We start from the raw sequence: 21,182 nt of genomic DNA on the forward strand, positions 1-21,182 counted from the left end.
ACCCTTATCATGAGCGATTCCACTCTCGTTATCGCACCAGTGGCCGGTCAGGCCGATCTGGAGGCCTTCATCCGCTACGCCTGGGAAATATACCGCGACGACCCGCTGTGGGTGCCGCCGCTTGTTCCCATGCAGCGCGAATTCCTGGACCGGGACAAGGGGCCGTTTTTCGAGTTCGGCCAGGCCGAATACTTCCTGGCGCGGCGGGGCGACCGCATCGTCGGGCGCATCAGCGCCCAGATCAACGGCCTCTACGAGAAGCACCACGACGCCGAGACCGGCTTTTTCGGTTTCTTCGAGTGCGAAAACAACCGCGAGACCGCCCACGCCCTGTTCGACGCCGCGGCCGCCTGGGTGCGCGAACGCGGCAAGACCCGGATTCTCGGGCCGCTGTCCTTTTCCATCTACGACGAAGTGGGCCTGCTTGTGTACGGCTACGACAGCCCGCCGTGCATGATGCAGACGCACAATCCCCCCTATTACGAAGACCTCGTCACCTCCTGGGGTTTTACCAAAACCTACGACTGGTACGCCTACCGCATCTGCTGGAAGCCGGGCATGGACGCGAAAAAGCTGGCCAAGATGCGCGACGCCATTCTTTCGCGCCAGAAGTGCGAAATCCTGCCCATCGAGCGCAAGGATTTCGCCAAGCGCGCGCCGCAGGTCAAGGAGCTTTTCAACGACATCTGGGGCAAGAACTGGGGCCATATTCCCCTCACCGACCGGCAGTTCCAGGATATCTTCGTCACGTTGCAGCCCCTGGTGCGCCCGGATCTCGAAAGCATGATCCTCGACGGCGACGACATTGTGGCCTTTTCCGTCGTTTCCCCGGACATGAACCGCTCGGTGAAGAAGTTCAACGGCAAGTTCGGTCTGTGGCAGAAGCTCCGGCTGCTCTGGGATTGCCGCGTGCGCCCGCTTACCCACTGCCGCGCCATCATCATGGGCGTGGCCAAGTCCCATCAGTGGAAACGCCTGCACCACGCCATCATCCTCAACATCATCGTCAACTTCCTCGAAAACCATCCCAAGATGGAATACTGCGACTGCTCCCTGATCCCGGAATCCCTGGAACAGTGGAACAAGACGCTGCTCGATTACGGTGGCGAACGGTACAAGATTTTCCGGCTTTATGACCGCGCCGTCTGACGGGCCGGCGCTGCGGCGCGACTGGTTCGCCGTCGCGCTGTGCGCCCTGGCCGTCTTTTTCGTGGCCCATCGCCTGGGGCTGGCCTCGCCCTGTGTCGTCAACGACGACGTGCGCCAGCAACTCTTCTGGATGGCCCGCTGGCTCGACCCTTCCCTCTATCCGTCCGATCTGCTCGGCGACTACGCCGCGGCCTATGTGCCGCCCGCGCTCAAGGCGCTGTACTACGCCGCGGCCAAAGGCAGCGGCATCGATCCCCTGGCGTTTTCCAAATGGCTGACCGGAGGCCTGTTCGTCGTGCTGGCGCTGGCCTTTTTCGGCATGGGCGCGGCTCTCGAAGGCCGGATGCTGGGGTTTGTCTGCGCGGCCATGGCCTGCTGTCTGCCGTATTTCATCAAAAGCATTTCCGGCGGCCTGTCGCGCTCCTTTGCGCCGCCGTTTCTGGCGCTTTTTTTTCTCGCCTGGGTGCGCCGCAGCGGCCTGGGCATGGCGCTTTCCCTGCTCGCCCAGGCGCTTTTTATTCCCTATATCGCCGTACTCTGCGCCTTTTGCGCCTGTTGCGACGTCTTTTGGGCCCGCATCACGGACCGGGAAGCCGGCGTCTTTCCGGCGCGGCCCTGGCACGGTGCGGCGCTTCTCGCTGCCGCCGCCCTGGTCTGGGCCTTCAACCACGGCCTGACCACGGCCGGGTTCGGCCCCCTTGTCGGGCGCAAGACCCTGGCCGCCGCGCCCGAATTTTCCGCTGCCGGCCGCCTGGATCTCTACCCTCTGCCCAACCCCTTTTTCGACCTCGTGTACTGGCCCTTCGAGAGCATCGGCCTCTTTCTCGACATCGGCCTTTTCGCCGGCATCGTGAGCCTTGCCGTGCTGCTGCCGTTTCTCGTCATCGGCCTGCGCCGCGCGCCGTGGCCGCAACTTGCCTCCCGTGCCGGGCGGCAGGCGGCCGCGCTGCTGGTCGGGTCCCTGCTGCTCTATGTGCTGGCGCGGATCGTGGCGCTCAGGCTCTTCGTGCCCGACCGCTACATCGCTTACACCGTCAATATGCTCTACGCCCTGGGGCTTGCCGTGGCACTGCGCCACGCCCTGGCGCGGCCCCTGGCCGCGCCGGCCGGGCGCGCCGCCCTTTGCGTCGCGGCCCTGGCGCTTGGCATGTGGCGCTTGAGCGGCGCCGGACTTTACGACTACCGCGCGGACGCGCCGCTTTACGCGGCCGTGGCGCGCCTGCCCAAGGACGCGCTTCTAGCCGGCAATCCCAAGCTGCTCGACAACGTACTCACTTTCGGCCGGCGCAACGTCGTGGCCTCCTATGAGCTGGCACACCCTTGGAGTACGGGGTACTGGGCCATGTATTATCCGCGCCTGGCGCATCAGGCCGAGGCCTATTACGCCAAGGACCCGGCCATGGTGCTCGATTTCGCCAGGGCCTACGGCGTCACGCACATGGTCGTGCGCGAAGCGGACCTGACGCCCGGGGCCGCCGTCAAGGGGCCGCTTTTCGCGCCCTTTGACGCCCGCATCGCGGCCCTTGCCGCGACGCCCGGCAAATTCGCCCTTCTCGACGCGGCGAAATTCCCCTATACAAGCCCCGAACCCGGCGTGCGTCTGGTGGACCTGCGGCCGCTTCTGTCCGAAAAAACGCCGGCCGCCGCACCGTAAAATGTCCCAGCGCGCCTGCAACGTCGAATAGCCAAGGTCGTAAGCCATGCCGGATATGCTTTCCATCATCATTCCGCTTTACAACGAGCAAGACAACATCGCGCCGCTTTACGACAAGCTCGACGCCGTGCTGCCGGGCCTGGGCCATCCGTACGAGATCATTCTGGTCAACGACGGTTCGGGCGACGCCACGCGCGAACGGTTGGACGCTTTGGCCTGTCGCGACGACCGCATCCGCGTCGTGCATCTGCGCCGCAATTTCGGTCAGACCGCGGCCATGATGGCCGGCATCGACATGGCCCGGGGCGATATCCTCATCCCCATGGACGGCGACCTGCAAAACGACCCGGCCGACATCCCGCGCCTGCTCGCCAAGCTCGACGAGGGTTACGACGTGGTCTCCGGCTGGCGCAAGGACCGCAAGGACAACCCCATCAAGCGCAATTTTCCCAGCCGCGTGGCCAACGGGCTCATCTCCGTCATCTCCGGGGTGCGGTTGCACGACTACGGCTGTTCGCTCAAGGCCTATCGCCGCGCGATCATCAAGGGCGTGAAGCTCTACGGCGAGATGCACCGTTTCATCCCCATCCACGCCGCCTGGCAGGGCGCGCGCGTGACCGAGGTGGGCGTCGCCCACCATCCGCGCATCCACGGCGAGTCCAAGTACGGCATCGAGCGCACGGTCAAGGTCATCCTGGACCTCATGACCGTCAAATTCCTGGACAAGTACGCCCAGAAGCCGATGTACCTCTTCGGCGGCTTCGGTTTGGCCAGCATCGCGGCCTCGATCGGGTTTTTCCTCTTCATGCTCTATTGCAAATTCTTTCTGGGCAAGAGCTTCATCGAGACGCCGCTGCCCCTGGCCGTGGTCATGTTCATGCTCATCGGCATCATCGCCATCTTCATGGGCCTTATCGCCGAGATCCTCATGCGCACCTACCACGAATCCCAGGACAAGCCGACCTATATCGTGGACTGCACGCGTAACTGTAAGGAGCCCTGAAGGGGGTCTTCCGTGCGGAAATCTGCGGCCTTGTCCAGTACGACGAAGACAGACCGGCGGCCGGCGCGAACGCGCCGGGCAGGCAAGGGGGGCTAGGCCGTGTGCGGCATCTGCGGTTTCCTCGGCCCCGGGGACGCGGCAGCGCTTGCCGCCATGAACGCGCGGCTTTCCCGGCGCGGTCCGGATGGGGAGGGCGTCTATGCCGACCCGGCCGCGGGCGTGCATCTGGCCCATCGCCGCCTCGCCATCATCGACCTCGAAGGCGGCCGCCAGCCCATGGCGACGGCTGACGGGGCCCTTGTCGTCACCTACAACGGCGAGATCTACAACCACGAGGCCCTGCGCAGCCGGCTCGAGGCGCGCGGCCACCGCTTCGTTACCGACCACAGCGACACCGAAGTGCTGCTCCACGGCTGGCGCGAGTGGGGCGAGGAACTGCCTTCGCACTTAAGCGGCATGTGGGCCTTCGCCCTCTACGACAAGCGCCGGGGGGTGCTTTTCTGCTGCCGTGACCGCTTCGGCAAGAAGCCCTTTTTCTATGCCGCGCGGCCCGGTTTCTTCGCTTTCGCCTCCGAGCTTACCGCCCTGGTCGCGCATCCGGCCCTGGCCGGGGCCACGGTTTCCCGCACGGCGCTTCGCAAGTATTTCGCCTACGGCTTCATCCCCGCGCCGAACGCCCTTTATGCCGGCACGCACAAGCTCGCGGGCGGCGAAAGCCTGCTCGTGGACGTGCGCGACGGCGCGGTCGTCAAACGCCGCTGGTGGTCGTTTTGCCTGGAGCCGGACGAGTCCCTTGTCGCGGCCGGTGAGGCGCGTATGGCGGCGCGTGTCCTGGAGCTGCTCGACGCGGCCGTGGCCAGGCGGCTCATGAGCGACGTGCCGCTCGGGGTGTTTCTCTCCGGCGGCGTCGATTCCTCGGCCGTGACCGCCCTGGCCGCGCGCCACGCCCCGGATGTGGCCGCCTTTTCCATCGGCTTCGACGACCCGGCTTTCGACGAGTCGGGCAAGGCGCGCGAGGCCGCGGCCTGCTGCCGCGTCGCGCATCACGTCGCCACGCTGACCCTTGGCAACGCCCTGGCGCTCATGCCCGACATTGTCGGCCGCCTCGACGAGCCCATGGGCGACGTGTCGCTCATCCCCACGGCGCTCCTGTGCCGCGAGACGCGCAGCCACGTCACCGTGGCCCTTGGCGGCGACGGCGCGGACGAGCTTTTCGCCGGCTACGATCCGTTCAAGGCCATCCGCGTCGCGAAGTGCTATTCCCGCCTTGCGCCGAAGCCCCTGCACGACGCCCTGGCGCTGCTCGCCGCGCGCCTGCCCGTGGGCCACGGCTACATGGCGATGTCGTTTAAGATAAACCGCTTCCTGCGCGGCCTTTCCCATCCGGCCAGGTTCTGGAACCCGGTCTGGCTCGGGCCGCTCGATCCCGAGGGCATCGCCGCGCTATTTCGCGAGCCCGTGGACCCCGAGGAACTCTACAGCGAAGCCGTCGAAGTCTTCGACGCCTGCCCGTCGCGCGACATGGTGGACAAGACCATGGAGTTCTACACGCGGCTTTATATGCAGGACGACATCCTGGTCAAAACCGACCGGGCCGGCATGATGCATTCCCTGGAGGTGCGCGCGCCGTTTCTCGACGGCGAGCTTACGGACTATGTGCGCCGCATCCCGCACCGTTTCAAATTCCGAAACGGCACCACCAAGTACATCCTCAAAAAAGCCCTGGAGCCGCTTCTGCCAAGGCACGTCATCTACCGCAAGAAGCAGGGTTTCGGCGTGCCCGTCGGCCGCTGGCTGGCGGAAGGGTTGCTGCCCATGGGCGATCCCTCGCCTCTCGAGGCGCCCCTCGATGCCGGCTACGCCGCGGACCGCATCCGCGAGCAACGCCAGGGCAGGGCAGACCACCGCCTTTTCCTGTGGAACCTTTGGGTGTTGCGCCACGCCGCGCTTTCGGGGGTGTGAGCATGGACCGCGATCTGCTCGGCTACGTCGTCGCCCGCCGCCTGCGCGCGCTCCTTGGCGAGGAACGTTTCGCCCGCCTCGGCCGCATTGTGCCGCAGTTCCGGCTGGAGCCCGCGCAGGCCCTGGACCCTTTCACGGTGGTCGATGCCGCCGTGTTGCAGCTTACGCGGCAGGGACTGGCCATTCCCGGGGCCAGCCTGCTCGTGATCGGCTGCGGCCCGACCAATGGCGCGGGCTACGCCCTGGCGGCACACGGCGCGGCGCGCGCCGTGTGCCACGATTCCCGGCCCGGCTTCGACGTGGGCGCGGACGCCAAGCACCTCGCCGCCATGACCACCATGCACCCCAAGGTGAAGTATGCCGTCTCGGTCGCGCGCGCCGCGCGACTGGCCGATATTCCCGACGCTTTTTTCGACGCCGTGATCGCCGAGCCGGCCGGTCCCGGCGAGCCGCGCGAAATGGTCGCGATCCTGCGCCGGGTGCTGCGCCCCGGCGGCGTCGTCGTCACGTGCGTGGATTTCCGCGAACCGCTTTCCCGCTATCCCTACCACCGGCTGCTCCTGTCCGGCCGCGCCGGGAAACGCCGGCCCGCGCCCGGCGAACGCGGCCCCTGGCGCTGCGACGACCACATCAGTGCCCTGACCGCCGCCGGCTTCGACGTCACCGTGCCATTTTACGAAAGCGACCCCGAAGCCTTCGCCCAGGTCGCAGGCCGCCTGCACCCCGACTACCGCGACCGCGACCATGGCCTGCTCGCCGTCACGCGTGCGACGCTCGTGGCGTGCCTCCGGCGGCCAGGGGAGGCGCTGCCTCCCCTGGATTCCTCCGCCGGGGGGGATAATCCCCCCCGGCCCCCTTTGACCGATGCTCAGTAGGGACTTCATATGGCTACCCAACCCCCTATAAAAAGTTTTTGGGAGGAGAGAGCGCGAGAGAGGAACCCTTTTCCTCAAAAAGGGTTCCTCTCTCGCATTCTTCTCCTCAATTACGAGTACCCCCCGCTAGGCGGCGGAGCGGGGAATGCGACGGCGAACATGGCGCGGGAGTTGGCGGCGCTCGGGCATGACGTGCGCGTGGTCACGGCCGCGTACAAGGGTCTGCCGGCGCGTGAGCGGGTGGACGGCTTCGAAATCCGCCGCCTTCCGGCCGTGCGCAGGCATGCCGACCATTGTTCGCCGCTCGAGATGCTGTCGTTTCTGGCAAGCGCGTGCGCGTATCTGCCGGTTGCGGCCGGGGCGTGGCGGCCGGGCGCCTGCGTGGCCTTTTTCGGCATCCCATGCGGGCCGGCGGCATGGCTGCTCAGGCTCCTTCGCGGCGTGCCCTACGTTGTTTCCCTGCGCGGCGGCGACGTGCCGGGCTTCCAGCCCTACGACCTGGCCGGCTACCACCGTCTGACCGCGCCGCTGATCCGGTTCTTGTGGCGCCGTGCTGCCGCGGTCGTGGCCAACAGCCGGGGACTGGCCGATCTGGCCGCGCGCTCGGCCGGCGCGGTCCCCATCCGCATGATCCCGAACGGCGTGGACGCCACGCGCTTTACGCCCGCCGAGGAGCTCTCGCGCGAAGGGCCGGTGCGACTCGTTTTCGTCGGCAGGCTCGTGCGGCAAAAGGGGCTCGACGTGCTGCTCGAAGCCCTGGCCCGCCTGCCTGGGGAGGCCTGCTTCGAGGCGACGATCATCGGCGACGGGCCGCTGCGCGCCGATCTTGCCGCCATGGCCGCGCGCCTGGGGCTTGCCGCCAAGGTGCGCTTCGCCGGCTGGGTGTCCCGCGCCGACATGCCGGAAACGCTGCGTCATGCCGACGCGTTCGTTTTCCCCTCGCGCGACGAGGGCATGCCCAACGCCGTGCTCGAGGCCATGGCCTCGGGACTGGCCGTGGCCGCCACGCGCATCGCCGGCAACGAGGAGCTTGTGGAAGAAGAACGCACGGGTTTTCTCGTGCCCCCGGACGATGCCGCCGCGCTGGCGGCGGTCGTCGCCCGGCTCGTCGCCGATCGCAACCTCTGCTGGCGGCTGGGGCAGGCCGGCCGGGAAAAAGTCGTGCGCGAATACTCCTGGCGCGTGGTGGCCGAGGCGTATGCGGCGCTGTGCGCCCAGGCGGCGCGCTGAGGTTCGGGGTGCCGTTGTTCGTTGTTGTAGTCGGATAGCAAAAGGCGACGCTTGTTATGTGCGGCATCTGCGGATTCGTGAGCCTGCGGGGCGGGGAAGGGGAGGTCGGCGAGAGCCTTGCCGCCATGACCGACGCCATCGCCCACCGCGGCCCTGACGGCGAAGGCTTCTACCGCGACCTGTTTTCTTCCGGCGGCGGCGCGGCCCTGGGGCACCGCCGGCTCGCCATCATCGACCTCGTCACCGGCGACCAGCCGCTTTTCAACGAATCCCGCCGGCTCGCCATCGTCTTCAACGGCGAAATCTATAATTTCGCCGCGCTGCGCGAGGAGCTTGCGGCCAAAGGCCACGTGTTCGCCACCTCCGGCGACACCGAGACCATCATCCACCTCTACGAGGAGATGGGGCCGCGCTGCGTCACGCGCCTGCGCGGCATGTTCGCCCTGGCCATCTGGGACGCCGCGAAGCGGGAACTCTTCCTGGCCCGTGACCCCTTCGGCAAGAAGCCGCTTTATTATACGGCGCTTCCCGGCGGCGGCATCGCCTTCGGCTCCGAGCCCAAGGCGCTTTTCGCCCATCCGGACGTGCATCCGCGCCTCGACCCCTCGGCCGTGGCCCATTACCTGACGCTCCAGCACGTGCCCGAGCCGGCCACGGGCTTTGCCTGCATCCGCTCCCTGCCGCCCGGCCACGCCATGACCTGGCGAAATGGCCAAGGCCGGCCCGAGCGCTATTTTCAGCTCGACTACCTGCCCAAGCTCACGGGCAGCGCGGATGACCTCGCCGCCGAACTGCGCGCGCGCGTCACCGAGGCCGTGCGCCTGCGCCTCGTTTCCGACGTGCCGCTCGGCGCGCACCTCTCCGGCGGCGTCGATTCCGGCATCGTCACCGCGGTCATGGCCGGGCTCACCGACCGGCCCGTGCGCACCTTCTCCATCGGCTTCACCGAGGAAGCCTTCAACGAAACCGACAAGGCCCGGGCCGTTGCCGCGCGCTACGGCACGCAGCACACCGAATTCACCGTCGGCTTCGACGCGGCGCGCGCCGTCATGGAAGACGTGGTCGCGGCCACGGACATGCCGTTTGCCGATCCCTCCGCCCTGGCCTCCTGGCACCTGTGCCGCCTCACCCGCGAGCACGTGACCGTGGCCTTAAACGGCGACGGCGGCGACGAAATGTTCGCCGGCTACCAGCGCTACTGGCTCGATCCCCTGGCCGACCTCTACGCGAAGCTCCCCCACGGCCTGACGCGCCGGTTCGTGCCCTGGCTGGCGGAAAAACTCCGCGCCCGCGGCGACGTGCCCGTGGAAGCCGACTGGCGCGCCGGCCTCAAACGCCTGGCCCAGGCCGTGCGCGTGCCCCGCGCCGCCAGCCTCGTGCGCTGGGGTTCCTACTTCTCCCCCTGGGACCGGGAGGCGTTCCTGCGCCCGGATTTCGCCCGCGCCGCCAGACCCGACGACACCGTCGGCCTCTACGCCGAAGCCTTCGCCGCCGCCACGGCCGACAACAACCTCGATCGCGGCCTGTTCGCGGACGTGCGCGTCTACCTGCCCGGCGACCTCCTCGTCAAAGCCGACCGCATGGCCATGGCCCACGCCCTGGAAGGCCGCTCGCCGTTCCTCGACGTGGAACTCGCTTCCTTCGCCGCACGCCTGCCCGCACGGCTCAAACTGCGCGGTCGCACCGGCAAATACCTGCTGCGTCGGGCGTTTGCCGACATGCTGCCGCCGCGCATCGTTGGCCAACCCAAACGCGGCTTCGGCCTGCCCGTCAGCGGCTGGTTTCGCGGCCCCCTGCGCGCATTCGCCCGCGATCTGCTGACAGGCGGCCGGGTGGAGCGCGACATCGCCCGCCCGGAAGCCGTACAGGGGGTGCTCGATGCGCATGAGACGGGAGTGGCGGACCACGGCAAGCGGATCTATGCGCTGGTCATGCTCGAACTGTGGTTGCGGCGATATTTGTGATGGGAGCGTAGATGGAGCGGAGAGGAAGAGAAGAGGAAGAGAAGAGTGAAGATGCCTCCGGCGGCCAGGAGGGGGTGACCCCCTCCTGGACCTCCTCAATGGGGGAGATGGTAAGCGGGTGGAAGCGTGGTCGTGGGCGGGCGTGCGTCGGCGAGGCCGGAATTTCCCCGGCGATGCCGTCGCTGCGCTCCTGGCTCGCCGGGGAAATTCCGGCCTCGCAGGCCCGTCGCCCCTTCGGGGCGAGTTTGAAGGAATTTTACTGACCTAATTTCTCAAAATGCGGCGCTTCGCCGCTGGCGCCCGTGTTCTCGGAAATGGGTCGGCCCCGCAGGCCGCAAAGCCGGCCAGCACGGACGACCCATTTCCGAGAACACAGACCCCGACGCACCGCGCACCGACCACGCTTCCACCCGCTCCCAACCTCCCCGTCCAGGGGGTCCGGGGGGGATGATCCCCCCCGGCCGCCGGAGGCATCTTTCTCTGCTCTGCTCTCCTTCCTTCGCCTATCTTCCCCTTTCCATCCCGTCGTCTTCAGTTTGCCGTCATCGCCGCTTTCACGCCGGCCGGATCGACCTGGTAGAGGACGTCGGTGAGGGCGTCGAGGGTGTCGCTGACGTTGTCCAGCGCAGGGGGTGTGGGCAGCACGGGGACATTGAGGCAGGAGAGGTCCAGGCAGGCGTAGGCGAGTTCTTCGTTGAGGCGGCAGGCGTCGCCGATGCCGCCGCAGGTATGTTCCTGTTCCTGGCGTTCGGGGTCGAGCGATCGGGTGAAGCGTAGCATCTCGGACGGGCACTGGCAGGAGTTGACGGATTCGATTTCCTGGTTGAGCGCCTTTGCGGTTGCCATGAGGTGGTTGAAACCCGGCACGCGGGCCTTGCGGCGCGGGTCGCGGGGGTCGGGGACGAAGGTGCCTTCGTTGTAGAGTTCCAGTTCCCGGCGCAGGTCTTCGTAGGCGTTGCGCACGGTCCTCCGGTAGCGGCCGCTGGCGGTGAGGCCCATGGCGGTGCGGGTATGCGGGGTGATGGCGTTTTTATCCTCGAAGGCGGACAGTTGCGCGATGTCGTAGCCCAGGCTGGAGAGGAACAGGTCGGCCGGGGCGCTGTCGAGGAGGAGTTTGCGGAAGGCCCGCCATCTGGCCAGGGCGAGTACTCCTTGGCGGGCGACCTTTTCGCGCATGCCGGCAAAGGCCTCCAGGCGTTCGTCCAGGCGGCGGCGGCGGGAAAAGAAATTGTCCGCCATCTCCGTGAGCAATTCCTGCTTGAGGTCGTCGGCGTATTCGTTTCCAACCATGCGTGCATACTCCCTTGGGAATATCGTGTGCTTACCTGCTGGTATCCTGTGGATGCACGCTTGGCAAGACAGAGCCGCCGCCTCCGGGCGCGACCGGGGGGGGCGAGGCCGATGGGGCTGGGGGATGTTCCAGGGAAAGGCGGTGACATTTACCGTTCCATGTTTATATACGGCAAAGGTATGAAATTTGCGACTCCCAAAGGAGGAGGCGATGCAAACCGAGCTGTTGAACCCCCAAAATAGTGCGGTGATCTTTATCGATCACCAGCCGCAGATGACTTTCGGCGTGGCGAACATCGATCGCCAGACGCTGTTCAATAACGTGCTGTTGCTGGCCAAGGCCGCCAGCATCTTCAAGATCCCCACCATCCTGACCACCGTGGAAACGAAGAGTTTCTCCGGGAACATGTGGCCGCAGCTCCTGGCTATCTTCCCGGGACAGGAGCCCATCGAACGCTCCAGCATGAACTCCTGGGAGAGCGAGGCTTTTGTGAAGGCCGTGGCCGCGACCGGGCGCAAGAAGCTGGTCATGGCCGCCCTGTGGACCGAGGTCTGCCTGGTCTTTCCGGCCCTGGAGGCCCTGGGCGCGGGCTACGAAGTCTACGCGGTGGAGGACGCCTCGGGCGGCACGAGCCTTGCCGCCCACAACGCCGCCATGCGTCGCATCGAACAGGCCGGGGCCGTTCCGGTCACGGCGCTCCAGGTGCTGCTCGAATACCAGCGCGACTGGGCGCGCAAGGAAACCTACGACGACGTGCTGGCCGTGGTGAAGGAACATGGCGGCGCGTATGGCCAGGGCGTGGAATACGCCTACACCATGGTGCACGGTGCGCCCGCCAGCCGGGTAGCGGGGAAGTGAGGGGCGACATGGACGACAAGGCCGCGATCGACGCTTCCGGACCGCTCACCGTGATCGCGGCCTGGAGGATCAAACCGGGCATGGAAGCGGCGTTCGAAGCCTGGCATCAGGGCATCCTCGCGGAAGCGGCACGTTTTCCCGGGCACCTCGGCAACATCGTCATGCGGCCGGGGGAGGCTTCCGATGAATACCGCGTCATCTTCCGCTTCGATTCCCTGGAGCATCTGCTGGCCTGGGAAACCTCCCACGCGCGCGGCGAATGGCTGCGCAAGTCGGAGCATTTCCGGGCCTCCCCCATCCGCTACCGCAAAGGCTACGGCCTGGAGTTCTGGTTCGCCTCGCCCCGGGCCGCCGCGGACGGCCCGCCGCCGCGCTGGAAGATGGCGCTGGTGACGATCGTCGCCATCTATGTCCTCGTCAATCTCGTGGGAATGGTCTTCGCCCCGTTCGTGGGTGGCCTTTCGCCCTGGCTCGTCGGTTTCGTGGAAACGGCGGTCATCGTGCTCCTCATGACCTATCTGGTCATGCCCGCCGTCACCCGCATGCTGGCCCGCTGGCTGTTTCCTGCCGCAAAGGATGCGCCGCCATGAACGCAAACTGCCGCTCTCGCGCTGGCCAACGGACGCATCGCCACCCTGGATTCGAAAAAACCGCAGGTCACGGACGTGGCCATGGTCGATGGCCGCATCCTGGCCGTCGGCGACGGGGCGGATCTGGCCCAGCACGCCGGGCCTGAGTCGCTGCGCCTCCCTGGCCATGGGCTCCAAGCTCGGCTTCGACGACCAGGGAACTCCACCCGGCACTTCCTGCGCGAGCGCAACCGCCTGGGCTGACCAACTGCATCGACGCCGGAGACGATTTCCAGAACTCTCCCGACGACTACGAAGTGACGACCATCTGGCCGGGCGGGGCGAGCTGAACGTGCGCCTGGCCCACAACCTGTTCACCCAGAGGTCCGGGGCGGAATACGAGGATTTCGCCGCCGGGACGATCTCGCCGCGCAATCTCGAACGCGTGCGCGCCTTGGCGGCGGCATCGCCATCCAGGACCGCATGGTCTTCCAGGGCGGGTAGTTCGTGGCCCGCTATGGCAGCGAGGCCGGCAGGCGTGCGCCGCCCATCGGACGCATGCGCGAGCTCGGCGTCCCGGTCGGACCGGCACGCGCGTCACCCGCGTCTCCAGCTACACCCCCTGGGTTTCCTGGCTGAGCCGTCGTCGTGGTGAATTCAGATCTGGTCTCTCGTGAAGCGGGGGGGCGTGAACTTTGGTACGCCATGCGCGGCATGACGTCGAGAGTGCGCCGGTGGCGAGCCTGAGGCCAGCAGCTTCCCGGAAGAAAAGGAGCCATGATGCGTCCCGTCCGAGGAAGACTTCTGGAAAAATCTCGACGCCGCTGCGGGCCAGGACAAGGTTTTGCTCCTGGCTTACCTCCACAGCGGAGCAAGACGCAGCGTATTCTTCCGGCTCAAATGGTCGGGCGAGATTTTCCCGACAAGCAGGATCAGGCTCAGATGTGGGCAACGACGGGAGAGAGTTTCATTATTCCTCCTGTCATGGGATGGTTTTAGGCGAGATTGACAATCTTTATCAATAATGAGAGAGGGCGTCATGGAGCATTAGTGATGAAATATCGTATAAATATCCATAAGGAACAGGCTGGATGCAACGGAGAAATTACGCTCTCCGTGGAGTCGCGAGACGGGGTACTGGCCCCGGAAACCAGACAGGCTGCATTACGCCCAGGCCTTTTGTTGAACGTCTCCGGTGTGCTCCCGATTGAGGAGGCGAAGTTCCAATTTGAAATCGAAAACGCGCCTGTCCAATTCGGGTTCATCCTCTCCGGGGCCAATCGGTTTTGCTATTACGACGGCATGCTTAAAAATCAAAAACGTCTCCATCCGTCCGGAAGTAATGGCATCTACTATTTTCCTCACACATCCGGCTCTATCGAAAGCGACAGGCACGCCGGAGTGTCTCTTGTAAGCATTCTGGCTACACCGGATTTCCTGGATGAATACTTGCAAGAACCGAGCAAAACACTCCCCAGATCATTCGCTGCCATGATCAAAGGAGGCAAGGAGCAGTTCCATTGGAACGGTACCATGCGAGCGCCCAAGAAATCTCTGCTCTCTCAGATATTGTTCCAACCGTATGCCAGGCAGACAGCCAGGCTGTTTCTTGAAAGCCGGGTCTTGGAGCTGGTGGCAATGCAAGTGGAGGAGTGCCTTGGCTCTCTGGAAAAGAAACGAAAGGCACCGCCCCGCATATACAAGGCCGACATCGAACGCATCCGGGAAGCGCGACACCTGCTTGTCCGGGACTACGACAGCCCGCCGGGCCTGTCTGCGCTGGCCAGGGCGGTGGGGCTCAATGAGAAGAAGCTGAAATACGGGTTCAAGCAGGTCTATGGGCAGCCTGTTTTCGAATATTTTCGGGACTCCCGTCTTGAGCATGCCAGAGAGTTGCTTGTTTCCGGCGGTGTGACCGTCAGCGAAGTCGCCTATCAGATCGGATATCAGAGCCTGAGCCATTTCAGTCGAGCCTTCCGGGAGCGCTACGGTCTCAATCCCAAGGAATACAGCCATCTCCGTGGCATGACCTAAGAACGTCTCGGCTCTGTCTGTCGTCGCCACGGAGAGTTTCTGTGTGCGTGCCGGCGACTCCCACGCATCACCAACCGGCAGCACCTTATGGAGCGGCTGTGCAAGAAGGCCGGCGTCCGGGAGTTCGGCTTCCACGCCATCCGGCATCTCAACGCGAGTATCATGTACCGCGAGGGACAGCCTGTGTCCGTTATCCAGGCGGTGCTCCGGCATAAGTCGCCGCAGACCACGACACGTTATCTCCAGAGCCTCGGCCTCAAGCAGACCCAGGAGGCCATGGAAGCGGTCATGGGCAAGCGCGGACCAGCGCAGTCGTCAGCCTCCAGAGGGTCGCGCAAGAGCAGGGGTAAAGTTTTGGACTTCCGAGGTCAGAAATGTGGACTGCGTGTGGACAAATGAAAAAGCGGCTTACGCTGAACACGTAAGCCGCTGAATTCAACAGGTATTGCCAAGGAGAAACGAGCGGAGAGCGCGTAGGTTTGGCCTGTCCTGCCATCCTACGGTACGGTGATCTCCAGCCGGCCGATCAGATCCCCTGTGAGCCGGAAGGCGAAGCGCAAGGTCACGGGGCTGCCGGCGAAGTTGCCGGAAACAGTGGCCATGACCACGGCTTCTTCCCCGGACTGTTGGACGGAGATGGGCTCCGCATGCGGTTGGTACTGTTCGTTGGTTTCCTTTTCCCAGGTGCCAATGGCCACGTGGCCGCGGCGTTCCTGTTTTTCATCGATGACAGCCGCGTCCTGAGTGAAAAAACGCAGCATGGCCGTGGCATCGTGGGCGTTGGCAGCCATGAAGTAACCGGCAATGGCGGTGGGCAGTTCGATGGGCATGACCTTTTCCTTTTGTGACATGTTGTCGGGTACCACATTGTTACCCTGAGTCCAGGGCTAGGGCAGGTCCCTGACAGCCCATTGTCAACAGGCTGGGAAGCGCCTCTGTGGCCACAGGGCTGTCAGGGGCGTGAGACAAGCTGGCTGGCCTCTGCAACCATCCAACAAAGGAGATCACCATGTTTGCGGTGTATTGCGAGAAACCGAACGATGCCGAGCCGCTTCAGGCACTCGAGGTGGGGGAGCGCCCGGAACCGGAGGTCCCCGAGGGTTGGGTGCGGGTCCGCGTCACGCATGCAAGCCTCAATCGCCACGACATCTTCACCCTGCGCGGCATCACCGGCCAGGACACGCCCATCCCCTTCCCCATGATCCTTGGCAACGACGCCGTTGGCCGCCTGGATGACGGGACGGAGGTCGTTCTCTATCCGCTCATCACCAACGCCGATCGGGCAGGTGACGAGACTTTGGACCCAGGCTGGCATGTGCTGAGCGAAAAGGTCCAGGGCACATTTGCCGATTATGTGGTCGTGCCACACCGCAATGCCCTAGCCCTACCGAAGGGGCTCCCGCCGCTCGCCGCTTCGGTGCTGGGCACGGCCTGGCTGACGGCCTACCGCATGCTCTGCGTTAAATCCGGACTGCGCCCCGGGCAGGCCATGCTGGTGCAGGGAACCACAGGCGGCGTGTCCACGGCGCTCATCCAGATGGGATGTGCCGCCGGGATGGAGGTATGGGCCTCCAGCCGCTCCGAGGAGGGACGGGAATTAGCCCGCCGCCTCGGCGCGTGCCAGGTCTTTGCTCCAGGCGAGGTCCTGCCGCGTCGGGTCGAGGCGGTCTTCGACAGCGTGGGCACCGTCACCTGGGAGCACTCCCTGGCCTCGGTACGGCGCGGCGGAACCGTCATTACCATGGGCGTGACCACGGGGCGCATGGTACAGTTGGACCTGTTGCCAGTCATCGTCAATCAACTCACCATCAAGGGCTCCATCATGGGCACAAGGGAGGAAATGCTCGACCTGATGAACTTCGTCGTCCGCCACGGCATTGCGCCGCAGATCGCGCAGGTGTTGCCCATGGAGCGGGCGCGGGAAGGCTTTGCGGCCATGTGCGCAGGGCGGCTTGGCGGCAAGATCGTCTTGACGCGCTAGGTCGCAGGCGGCCCGTTCCGGTGGTGCCTGGCCGCAGCCTCGGCCAGGGCGGCGACACGCTCGCGCAGTGCGGCCGGCTCGACCACCGTGGCCCTGGGGCCGAAGGTGAGCAGCCAGGAAGCGAGGTGATCCCAGTCCACGGTAGACAGGTTGAGGACCGTTTCACCGTCTTGCTGGAGCCGGTCCTCGTCCACGCCGAGCCACCACTCCCGCCTGGCGCGGTCCATGGCCTCGGGATGGAAGTGCACGCGGGCGTGGAGGAGAGGACGAGGCATGTTCTCGCGGACATAGGCAGCCGGGTCGAAGTTGCCGCGCGCAACGAAGCGCTCGCCGAGCATTTCCGCCTCGTGCATGCGATCGACACGAAAATCGCGCAGCCCCTGGCGTAGGCGGCACCAGGCGATGAGGTGCCAGCGGCCGAGGTAGTAGAGCAGGCCCATGGGCTCGACCATGCGTTCCTCGGCGTCCGCTTTGCCGTGGCCCTGATAGCGCAAACGAAGGAGCCGGCAGCGGACAAGGGCCTTCTGGATCAGGCCAAGGTCCGGTTGCCGGGCCGGGGGCGGGGGAGCGGCCGCGCTGCCCATGCCGCGCATAAGGTTCGCCAGCTCATCGCGGCGCCCCGGTGGAAGCACGGCCCGAATTTTTTGCAGGGCCGAGGACACATGGCTTGAAAGGGAGGATGCCGCTGTGCGTTCGAGGAGCATGCCGCCAGTCGCCAGGGCGAAAGCCTCCTTTTCGGAAAAGTTGACGGGTGGCAGCAGATAGCCCCGCATGAGGGAGAAGCCGACCCCTGCCTCGGCCAGCACCGGCACGCCGGCCTCGGCCAAGGCTTTCATGTCCCGGTAGATGGTACGCTGGCTCAGACCGAAGTGCTCCGCCATGGACGCGGCCGTGGCGAAGCGGCGGGATTGCAGAAAGAGGATCAGGCCGAGCAGCCGGTCGAGTCTACGCATAGTTGGACGTACATTTCTCGGTCTTTCCGCTCCCAGGGAGCCTTTACAATAGGCGTCAGCCTGGTACGAGGTCAATCACGGGGAACGTCCAGAACGTCGCGTAATTTCCGAGGGGAGGGATGTGGACTTCGTGTGGACCAAAGAAAAAGCGGCTTACGCTGAACATGTAAGCCGCTGAATTTCTTGGCGTCCCCAAGGGGATTTGAACTCCTGTTACCGGCGTGAAAGGCCATCAACCTATCTTCCCCCTCAATTTCTGTCATTTCCTCTATAGTCTCATAATATCCTAATTTACTGAATAAATTTTCTTCACGCTTTCCTCTTGACTCCTACCCTGTCGCCTGTATTTTTACCTTGGCTGTTGGGTATAGTGTTGGGTACGAATTCCGGGGGAGGTTATCGGCATGCCGGCAAAGAAACGCTTCAAGACATCCTATCCGGGGGTCTACTACGTCGAGGGGCAGGCCGTGGCCACGGGCAAGCCCGAGCGGATTTATTACGTCATGTACCGCCGCGACGGGAAGCTCATCGAGGAAAAGGCCGGTCGCCAGCACAAGGACGCCATGACCCCAGCCAAGGCGGCGCGGATCAGGGCGGAACGCATCGAAGGCAAGGCCCTGTCCAATCAGGCCCGCCGGGAAGAGGAGCAGGCCGCCAAGGAAGCCGAGGCCGGGCGCTGGACCTTGGCGAAGCTGTGGGAGGAATATGCATCACAGAAAACGCCCGGCCCAGCGCTTACGACGGATCGGAGCCGCTTCGAGAAATACCTCAAGCCAACCTTCGGGGAAAAGGAACCCGCCGAGGTCTTGACCCTGGACCTCGACCGCCTGCGCTCACGCCTGCTCAAACAAGGCAAGTCCCCGCAAACCGTCAAACACGTCCTGGCCCTGTTCAAGCGTCTTGTCCGTTTCGGCGTCAAAAAGGGCCTGTGCGATTCCCCCGACCCTCGCAAGCAGACGATCAGCATGCCGCGCGTGGACAACGAAACCACGGAAGACCTCGACGCCGACGAACTGGCCCGCCTTGTCCAGGCCATCGAGGACGAACCCAATATTCAGGCCGCCAATTTCATGCGGCTGGCCCTGTTTACCGGAATGCGGCGCGGCGAGCTTTTCAAGCTCGAATGGCGGGACGTGGATTTCGAGCGGGGCTTTATCCACATTCGCCATCCCAAGGGCGGCAAAAGTCAGAAAATCCCGCTCAACGACGCGGCCAGGGGCGTGCTTGAAGGCCATCCCCATGTGGACGGGACGCCCTACGTCTTCCCGGGCCAGGGCGGCAAGCAGCGCGTGACTATCCAGGTGGCTTCCAACCGCATCAAGGCCCGCGCCGGCCTGCCTGCCGACTTCCGCCCTCTGCACGGCCTGCGGCATCTTTTCGCGTCCACGCTGGCTTCATCCGGGCAGGTGGACATGCTGACCTTGCAAAAACTCCTGACCCACAAGTCGCCGCAGATGACCAAGCGATATTCGCACCTCCGTGACGACGCCCTCAAGCAGGCGTCCGAAGTGGCCGGCAATCTCTTGGGCAATGTCGGCAAGCCAAGGGAATCCATGGATGGCAAGGTTATTTCAATGGGGAAAGAGCGATGATAGAAAGGGCCTCAACGTCGCAGGCTGGCCGCTTCCGCTCCGGCGGCAAGGAAGGTGACATCATGGGCATCCAGTACCAGATAGACGAACAGGGTAACCGCGTGGCCGTGGTCATCCCCCTTGCCGAGTGGGAAGCCATCCAGGAACGCCTTGCCAGCCAACCGGGCGGCCCTCTCCCCATCGAAGACTTCGGTATGACTCCGGCCGAGGGGAGGGAGACACGTTCCCGCCTGGAGGCGTTTGCCACGGATTGGGATTCACCGGAGATGGACGCCTACGACCGTTACGACGAAGCGAGGAAGCCCATTGAAACGCGGTGACGTGGCGCTCGCCGTCTTTCCCAACACGGACGGCCTGACGGCGAAGCTGCGCCCGGTGGTCATCATCCAGGCTGACGGGCTGGACACGGGCTTGCCGCAAGTCCTGGTGGCCATGGTGACAAGTAACTCGCGCCGCGCCGGAAAAGCCTTTCGGGTATCCATCCCCCTGGCCAGCCCCGAAGGCCGGGCCTCCGGCTTGCTCTCCGACTCCGTGGTCATGGCCGATTGCGTGGCCACCATCGCCACCAAGGCCGTGCATCGCATCATCGGCCGCATGGACAGGGACGCGCTTGACCAAGCACTAAAGGTGGCGCTCGACCTGTAAACCACATTTCCAGGGTCTAGCCGGGGCCTCATGAACCCCGACGAAAAGCCGCTTCCCTTGGCGGTCTGGCCCTGGTTATTTCAAGGAAGAAGTTGAAGGGAACTGATGAGTGAAGATGTATATCAAGATTCTAAACTATACAGCTTAAAATTTGGCCAGATATGTTCCACAGATGATAAATTTTTTTCAACATGGAAATCCAACTTAGCTGAGTCTTTATGGAGAGAACATATTGAAGAAACAAAAGGCATGGATATCGTTGAATATGTGAACAAATTTCGCCTTAGACCTCTGGGACATTCAATTGAAGATATTTGCGCTATATGGGAATTGCCGTGGCCATTAATAAAGGAGATGGTTGACGACGGAAGGCTGAATGCATTTATAGATATCAGCTGTTGGCTCGACAATGATGGTGAATTGTTTCGCAAACCATCTGGCGTTTATATACGCGATGAAAGCATAAATGCTTTTGAGAATGCAAATACTATCCTAAGAGAGCGTCATGTAAAATTGATTATTTGAAAAGAGAAAGAGAGGAATATGAAAACAAAATGAGAATTAATGAAGAAATAAGAAAATTTAGTGAAGAGCTAGAGGCACAAAAACAAAGAACTTATGAATTAGATTGTATAAATGAACAGCTCCAAGAAGAAAACAAGCGGCTGAAGTCTTGCGAAACTGCGGCTCCTGACTGCGCCAGTTGCAAGTCTGAAGACAACCACATTAATGAATGGATCAAGGACGTTGAATGTGCCGTTGTCCTTACGGCCCAACTTATGAAGGCTGGCGAGAAAGGATGCACGGCCTTCCATGAAGTGGAATGGAAAACGCTACGCGGCAAAGTCCGCAAGCGAGCCTTTGAGGCTTTTCGACGCGCATTGCCTGGGCACCTGAAAGAACAAGATCCCAAGAAAAAATAGCCCCGCCCTGTGGTTTCCGTCTGTGACTGCTCCGCTCAAAGCCATGACGGGACAGCTTGAAATTGTTTACTATTCCTGCTTGTTTTGAAGTTTATTTGTCGGTTTCCTCTTCGATTTCCCTACCTCTCCCACCAATCAGGCGGGACAAGAAAGTCCCAGAGCGGGACAACGGGACAGCTTCACCCTCTCCATAGCCGCCTCTATTCCTATAGCGACGCCTCGGGCCACTTCAAAAACCATGGCCCGGCACTCAAGGAGCATCGCTATGGAAAGGACCATCAAAGCTACGACGGGCGACAAGCAGCCTATCCAGTATGTGGTGGTGGACGAGAAGCAGGCCGCCGCCTACGTCAACCTGTCCGTCAAAACCCTGCAAGCTCGTCGGGCCGCCCACAAGGCCCCAGCCTTCCTAAAAATCGGTCGCTCCATCCGCTATCGTCTGGTGGACTTGGACGCTTTTCTCGCTGCCCACCGGATTGACCCAGAGGCAAATGCGTAG

Annotated in this window: 21 protein-coding genes; 18 read left to right on the forward strand and 3 right to left on the reverse strand. The window is 63.8% G+C overall.

Going from position 1 to position 21,182, the window contains the following annotated elements; all coding sequences use genetic code 11:
- The first annotated feature begins 9 nt into the window (after nt 1–9).
- The 7 genes from Q368_RS0102545 to asnB (Q368_RS0102575) all read left to right on the forward strand — a co-directional run bounded on the left by Q368_RS0102545 (nt 10) and on the right by asnB (Q368_RS0102575) (nt 9,837).
- The gene (locus tag Q368_RS0102545; protein WP_029457164.1) at nt 10–1,149 is read left to right on the forward strand and encodes a hypothetical protein; all 1,140 of its coding nucleotides are present in this window, start codon (nt 10–12) and stop codon (nt 1,147–1,149) included.
- A complete protein-coding gene (locus Q368_RS0102550) occupies nt 1,133–2,803 on the forward strand; it encodes a hypothetical protein (protein ID WP_029457165.1) in 1,671 nt (556 codons plus the stop codon). The genes Q368_RS0102545 and Q368_RS0102550 overlap by 17 nt, the downstream gene beginning before the upstream one ends.
- 46 nt (nt 2,804–2,849) lie before the next feature.
- Nucleotides 2,850–3,806 carry a glycosyltransferase family 2 protein gene (locus Q368_RS0102555; RefSeq protein ID WP_029457166.1) on the forward strand — a complete coding sequence of 319 codons (957 nt, stop codon included), beginning with the start codon at nt 2,850–2,852 and terminating at the stop codon, nt 3,804–3,806.
- 99 nt (nt 3,807–3,905) lie between these two features.
- Entirely contained in the window at nt 3,906–5,768 is a 1,863-nt protein-coding gene (gene asnB, locus Q368_RS0102560) for an asparagine synthase (glutamine-hydrolyzing) (RefSeq protein WP_029457167.1), read from the forward strand.
- Between the two features lie 2 nt (nt 5,769–5,770).
- Nucleotides 5,771–6,643, forward strand: coding sequence for a class I SAM-dependent methyltransferase (locus Q368_RS0102565; RefSeq protein ID WP_029457168.1), 873 nt, complete (start codon nt 5,771–5,773; stop codon nt 6,641–6,643).
- Nucleotides 6,644–6,652: 9 nt separating this feature from the next.
- Nucleotides 6,653–7,873, forward strand: a complete 1,221-nt coding sequence (locus Q368_RS0102570; RefSeq protein WP_029457169.1) for a glycosyltransferase family 4 protein — start codon at nt 6,653–6,655, stop codon at nt 7,871–7,873.
- Nucleotides 7,874–7,929: 56 nt separating this feature from the next.
- Nucleotides 7,930–9,837, forward strand: a complete 1,908-nt coding sequence (gene asnB / locus Q368_RS0102575; protein ID WP_029457170.1) for an asparagine synthase (glutamine-hydrolyzing) — start codon at nt 7,930–7,932, stop codon at nt 9,835–9,837.
- A 531-nt stretch (nt 9,838–10,368) separates the two neighbouring features.
- Here asnB (Q368_RS0102575) and Q368_RS0102585 read toward each other — a convergent pair.
- On the reverse strand, nt 10,369–11,127 hold the full coding sequence (locus tag Q368_RS0102585; RefSeq protein WP_029457172.1) for a hypothetical protein: 759 nt from the start codon (nt 11,125–11,127) through the stop codon (nt 10,369–10,371).
- A 211-nt stretch (nt 11,128–11,338) separates the two neighbouring features.
- Between Q368_RS0102585 and Q368_RS0102590 the strand changes: the two genes are divergently transcribed.
- The 4 genes from Q368_RS0102590 (at nt 11,339) to Q368_RS0102610 (ending at nt 14,988) form a co-directional block, all read left to right on the forward strand.
- Nucleotides 11,339–11,986 carry a hydrolase gene (locus Q368_RS0102590; protein WP_029457173.1) on the forward strand — a complete coding sequence of 216 codons (648 nt, stop codon included), beginning with the start codon at nt 11,339–11,341 and terminating at the stop codon, nt 11,984–11,986.
- A gap of 8 nt (nt 11,987–11,994) precedes the next feature.
- Complete coding sequence (locus tag Q368_RS0102595; RefSeq protein WP_029457174.1) at nt 11,995–12,576, forward strand: antibiotic biosynthesis monooxygenase; 582 nt, start codon at nt 11,995–11,997, stop codon at nt 12,574–12,576.
- Nucleotides 12,577–13,608: 1,032 nt separating this feature from the next.
- Nucleotides 13,609–14,589, forward strand: a complete 981-nt coding sequence (locus tag Q368_RS0102605; RefSeq protein WP_052359982.1) for an AraC family transcriptional regulator — start codon at nt 13,609–13,611, stop codon at nt 14,587–14,589.
- Between the two features lie 87 nt (nt 14,590–14,676).
- The gene (locus Q368_RS0102610; RefSeq protein WP_029457176.1) at nt 14,677–14,988 is read left to right on the forward strand and encodes a tyrosine-type recombinase/integrase; all 312 of its coding nucleotides are present in this window, start codon (nt 14,677–14,679) and stop codon (nt 14,986–14,988) included.
- Nucleotides 14,989–15,086: 98 nt separating this feature from the next.
- On the opposite strand, the gene Q368_RS0102615 is transcribed toward Q368_RS0102610, so the two are convergent.
- Entirely contained in the window at nt 15,087–15,419 is a 333-nt protein-coding gene (locus tag Q368_RS0102615; protein ID WP_029457177.1) for a nuclear transport factor 2 family protein, read from the reverse strand.
- 179 nt (nt 15,420–15,598) lie between these two features.
- Between Q368_RS0102615 and Q368_RS0102620 the strand changes: the two genes are divergently transcribed.
- Nucleotides 15,599–16,570, forward strand: a complete 972-nt coding sequence (locus Q368_RS0102620) for a zinc-binding dehydrogenase (protein ID WP_029457178.1) — start codon at nt 15,599–15,601, stop codon at nt 16,568–16,570.
- On the opposite strand, the gene Q368_RS0102625 is transcribed toward Q368_RS0102620, so the two are convergent.
- Complete coding sequence (locus Q368_RS0102625; RefSeq protein ID WP_029457179.1) at nt 16,567–17,523, reverse strand: helix-turn-helix transcriptional regulator; 957 nt, start codon at nt 17,521–17,523, stop codon at nt 16,567–16,569. The genes Q368_RS0102620 and Q368_RS0102625 overlap by 4 nt on opposite strands.
- A gap of 404 nt (nt 17,524–17,927) precedes the next feature.
- Between Q368_RS0102625 and Q368_RS0102630 the strand changes: the two genes are divergently transcribed.
- The 6 genes from Q368_RS0102630 to Q368_RS0102645 all read left to right on the forward strand — a co-directional run bounded on the left by Q368_RS0102630 (nt 17,928) and on the right by Q368_RS0102645 (nt 21,182).
- Nucleotides 17,928–19,115, forward strand: a complete 1,188-nt coding sequence (locus Q368_RS0102630) for a tyrosine-type recombinase/integrase (protein ID WP_029457180.1) — start codon at nt 17,928–17,930, stop codon at nt 19,113–19,115.
- Complete coding sequence (locus tag Q368_RS22875; protein ID WP_043784720.1) at nt 19,112–19,435, forward strand: hypothetical protein; 324 nt, start codon at nt 19,112–19,114, stop codon at nt 19,433–19,435. Before Q368_RS0102630 ends, Q368_RS22875 begins: the two co-directional genes overlap by 4 nt.
- The gene (locus tag Q368_RS0102640) at nt 19,422–19,760 is read left to right on the forward strand and encodes a type II toxin-antitoxin system PemK/MazF family toxin (RefSeq protein ID WP_029457181.1); all 339 of its coding nucleotides are present in this window, start codon (nt 19,422–19,424) and stop codon (nt 19,758–19,760) included. Before Q368_RS22875 ends, Q368_RS0102640 begins: the two co-directional genes overlap by 14 nt.
- Before the next feature lie 105 nt (nt 19,761–19,865).
- Nucleotides 19,866–20,285, forward strand: a complete 420-nt coding sequence (locus tag Q368_RS25480) for a hypothetical protein (protein WP_156955621.1) — start codon at nt 19,866–19,868, stop codon at nt 20,283–20,285.
- Nucleotides 20,286–20,314: 29 nt separating this feature from the next.
- Complete coding sequence (locus tag Q368_RS25485; protein WP_156955622.1) at nt 20,315–20,683, forward strand: hypothetical protein; 369 nt, start codon at nt 20,315–20,317, stop codon at nt 20,681–20,683.
- Between the two features lie 265 nt (nt 20,684–20,948).
- A complete protein-coding gene (locus Q368_RS0102645; RefSeq protein ID WP_029457182.1) occupies nt 20,949–21,182 on the forward strand; it encodes a helix-turn-helix domain-containing protein in 234 nt (77 codons plus the stop codon).

Origin of the sequence: Solidesulfovibrio alcoholivorans DSM 5433, from assembly GCF_000702665.1 — a bacterium.
GTDB classification, from domain to species: Bacteria; Desulfobacterota; Desulfovibrionia; order Desulfovibrionales; family Desulfovibrionaceae; genus Solidesulfovibrio; species Solidesulfovibrio alcoholivorans.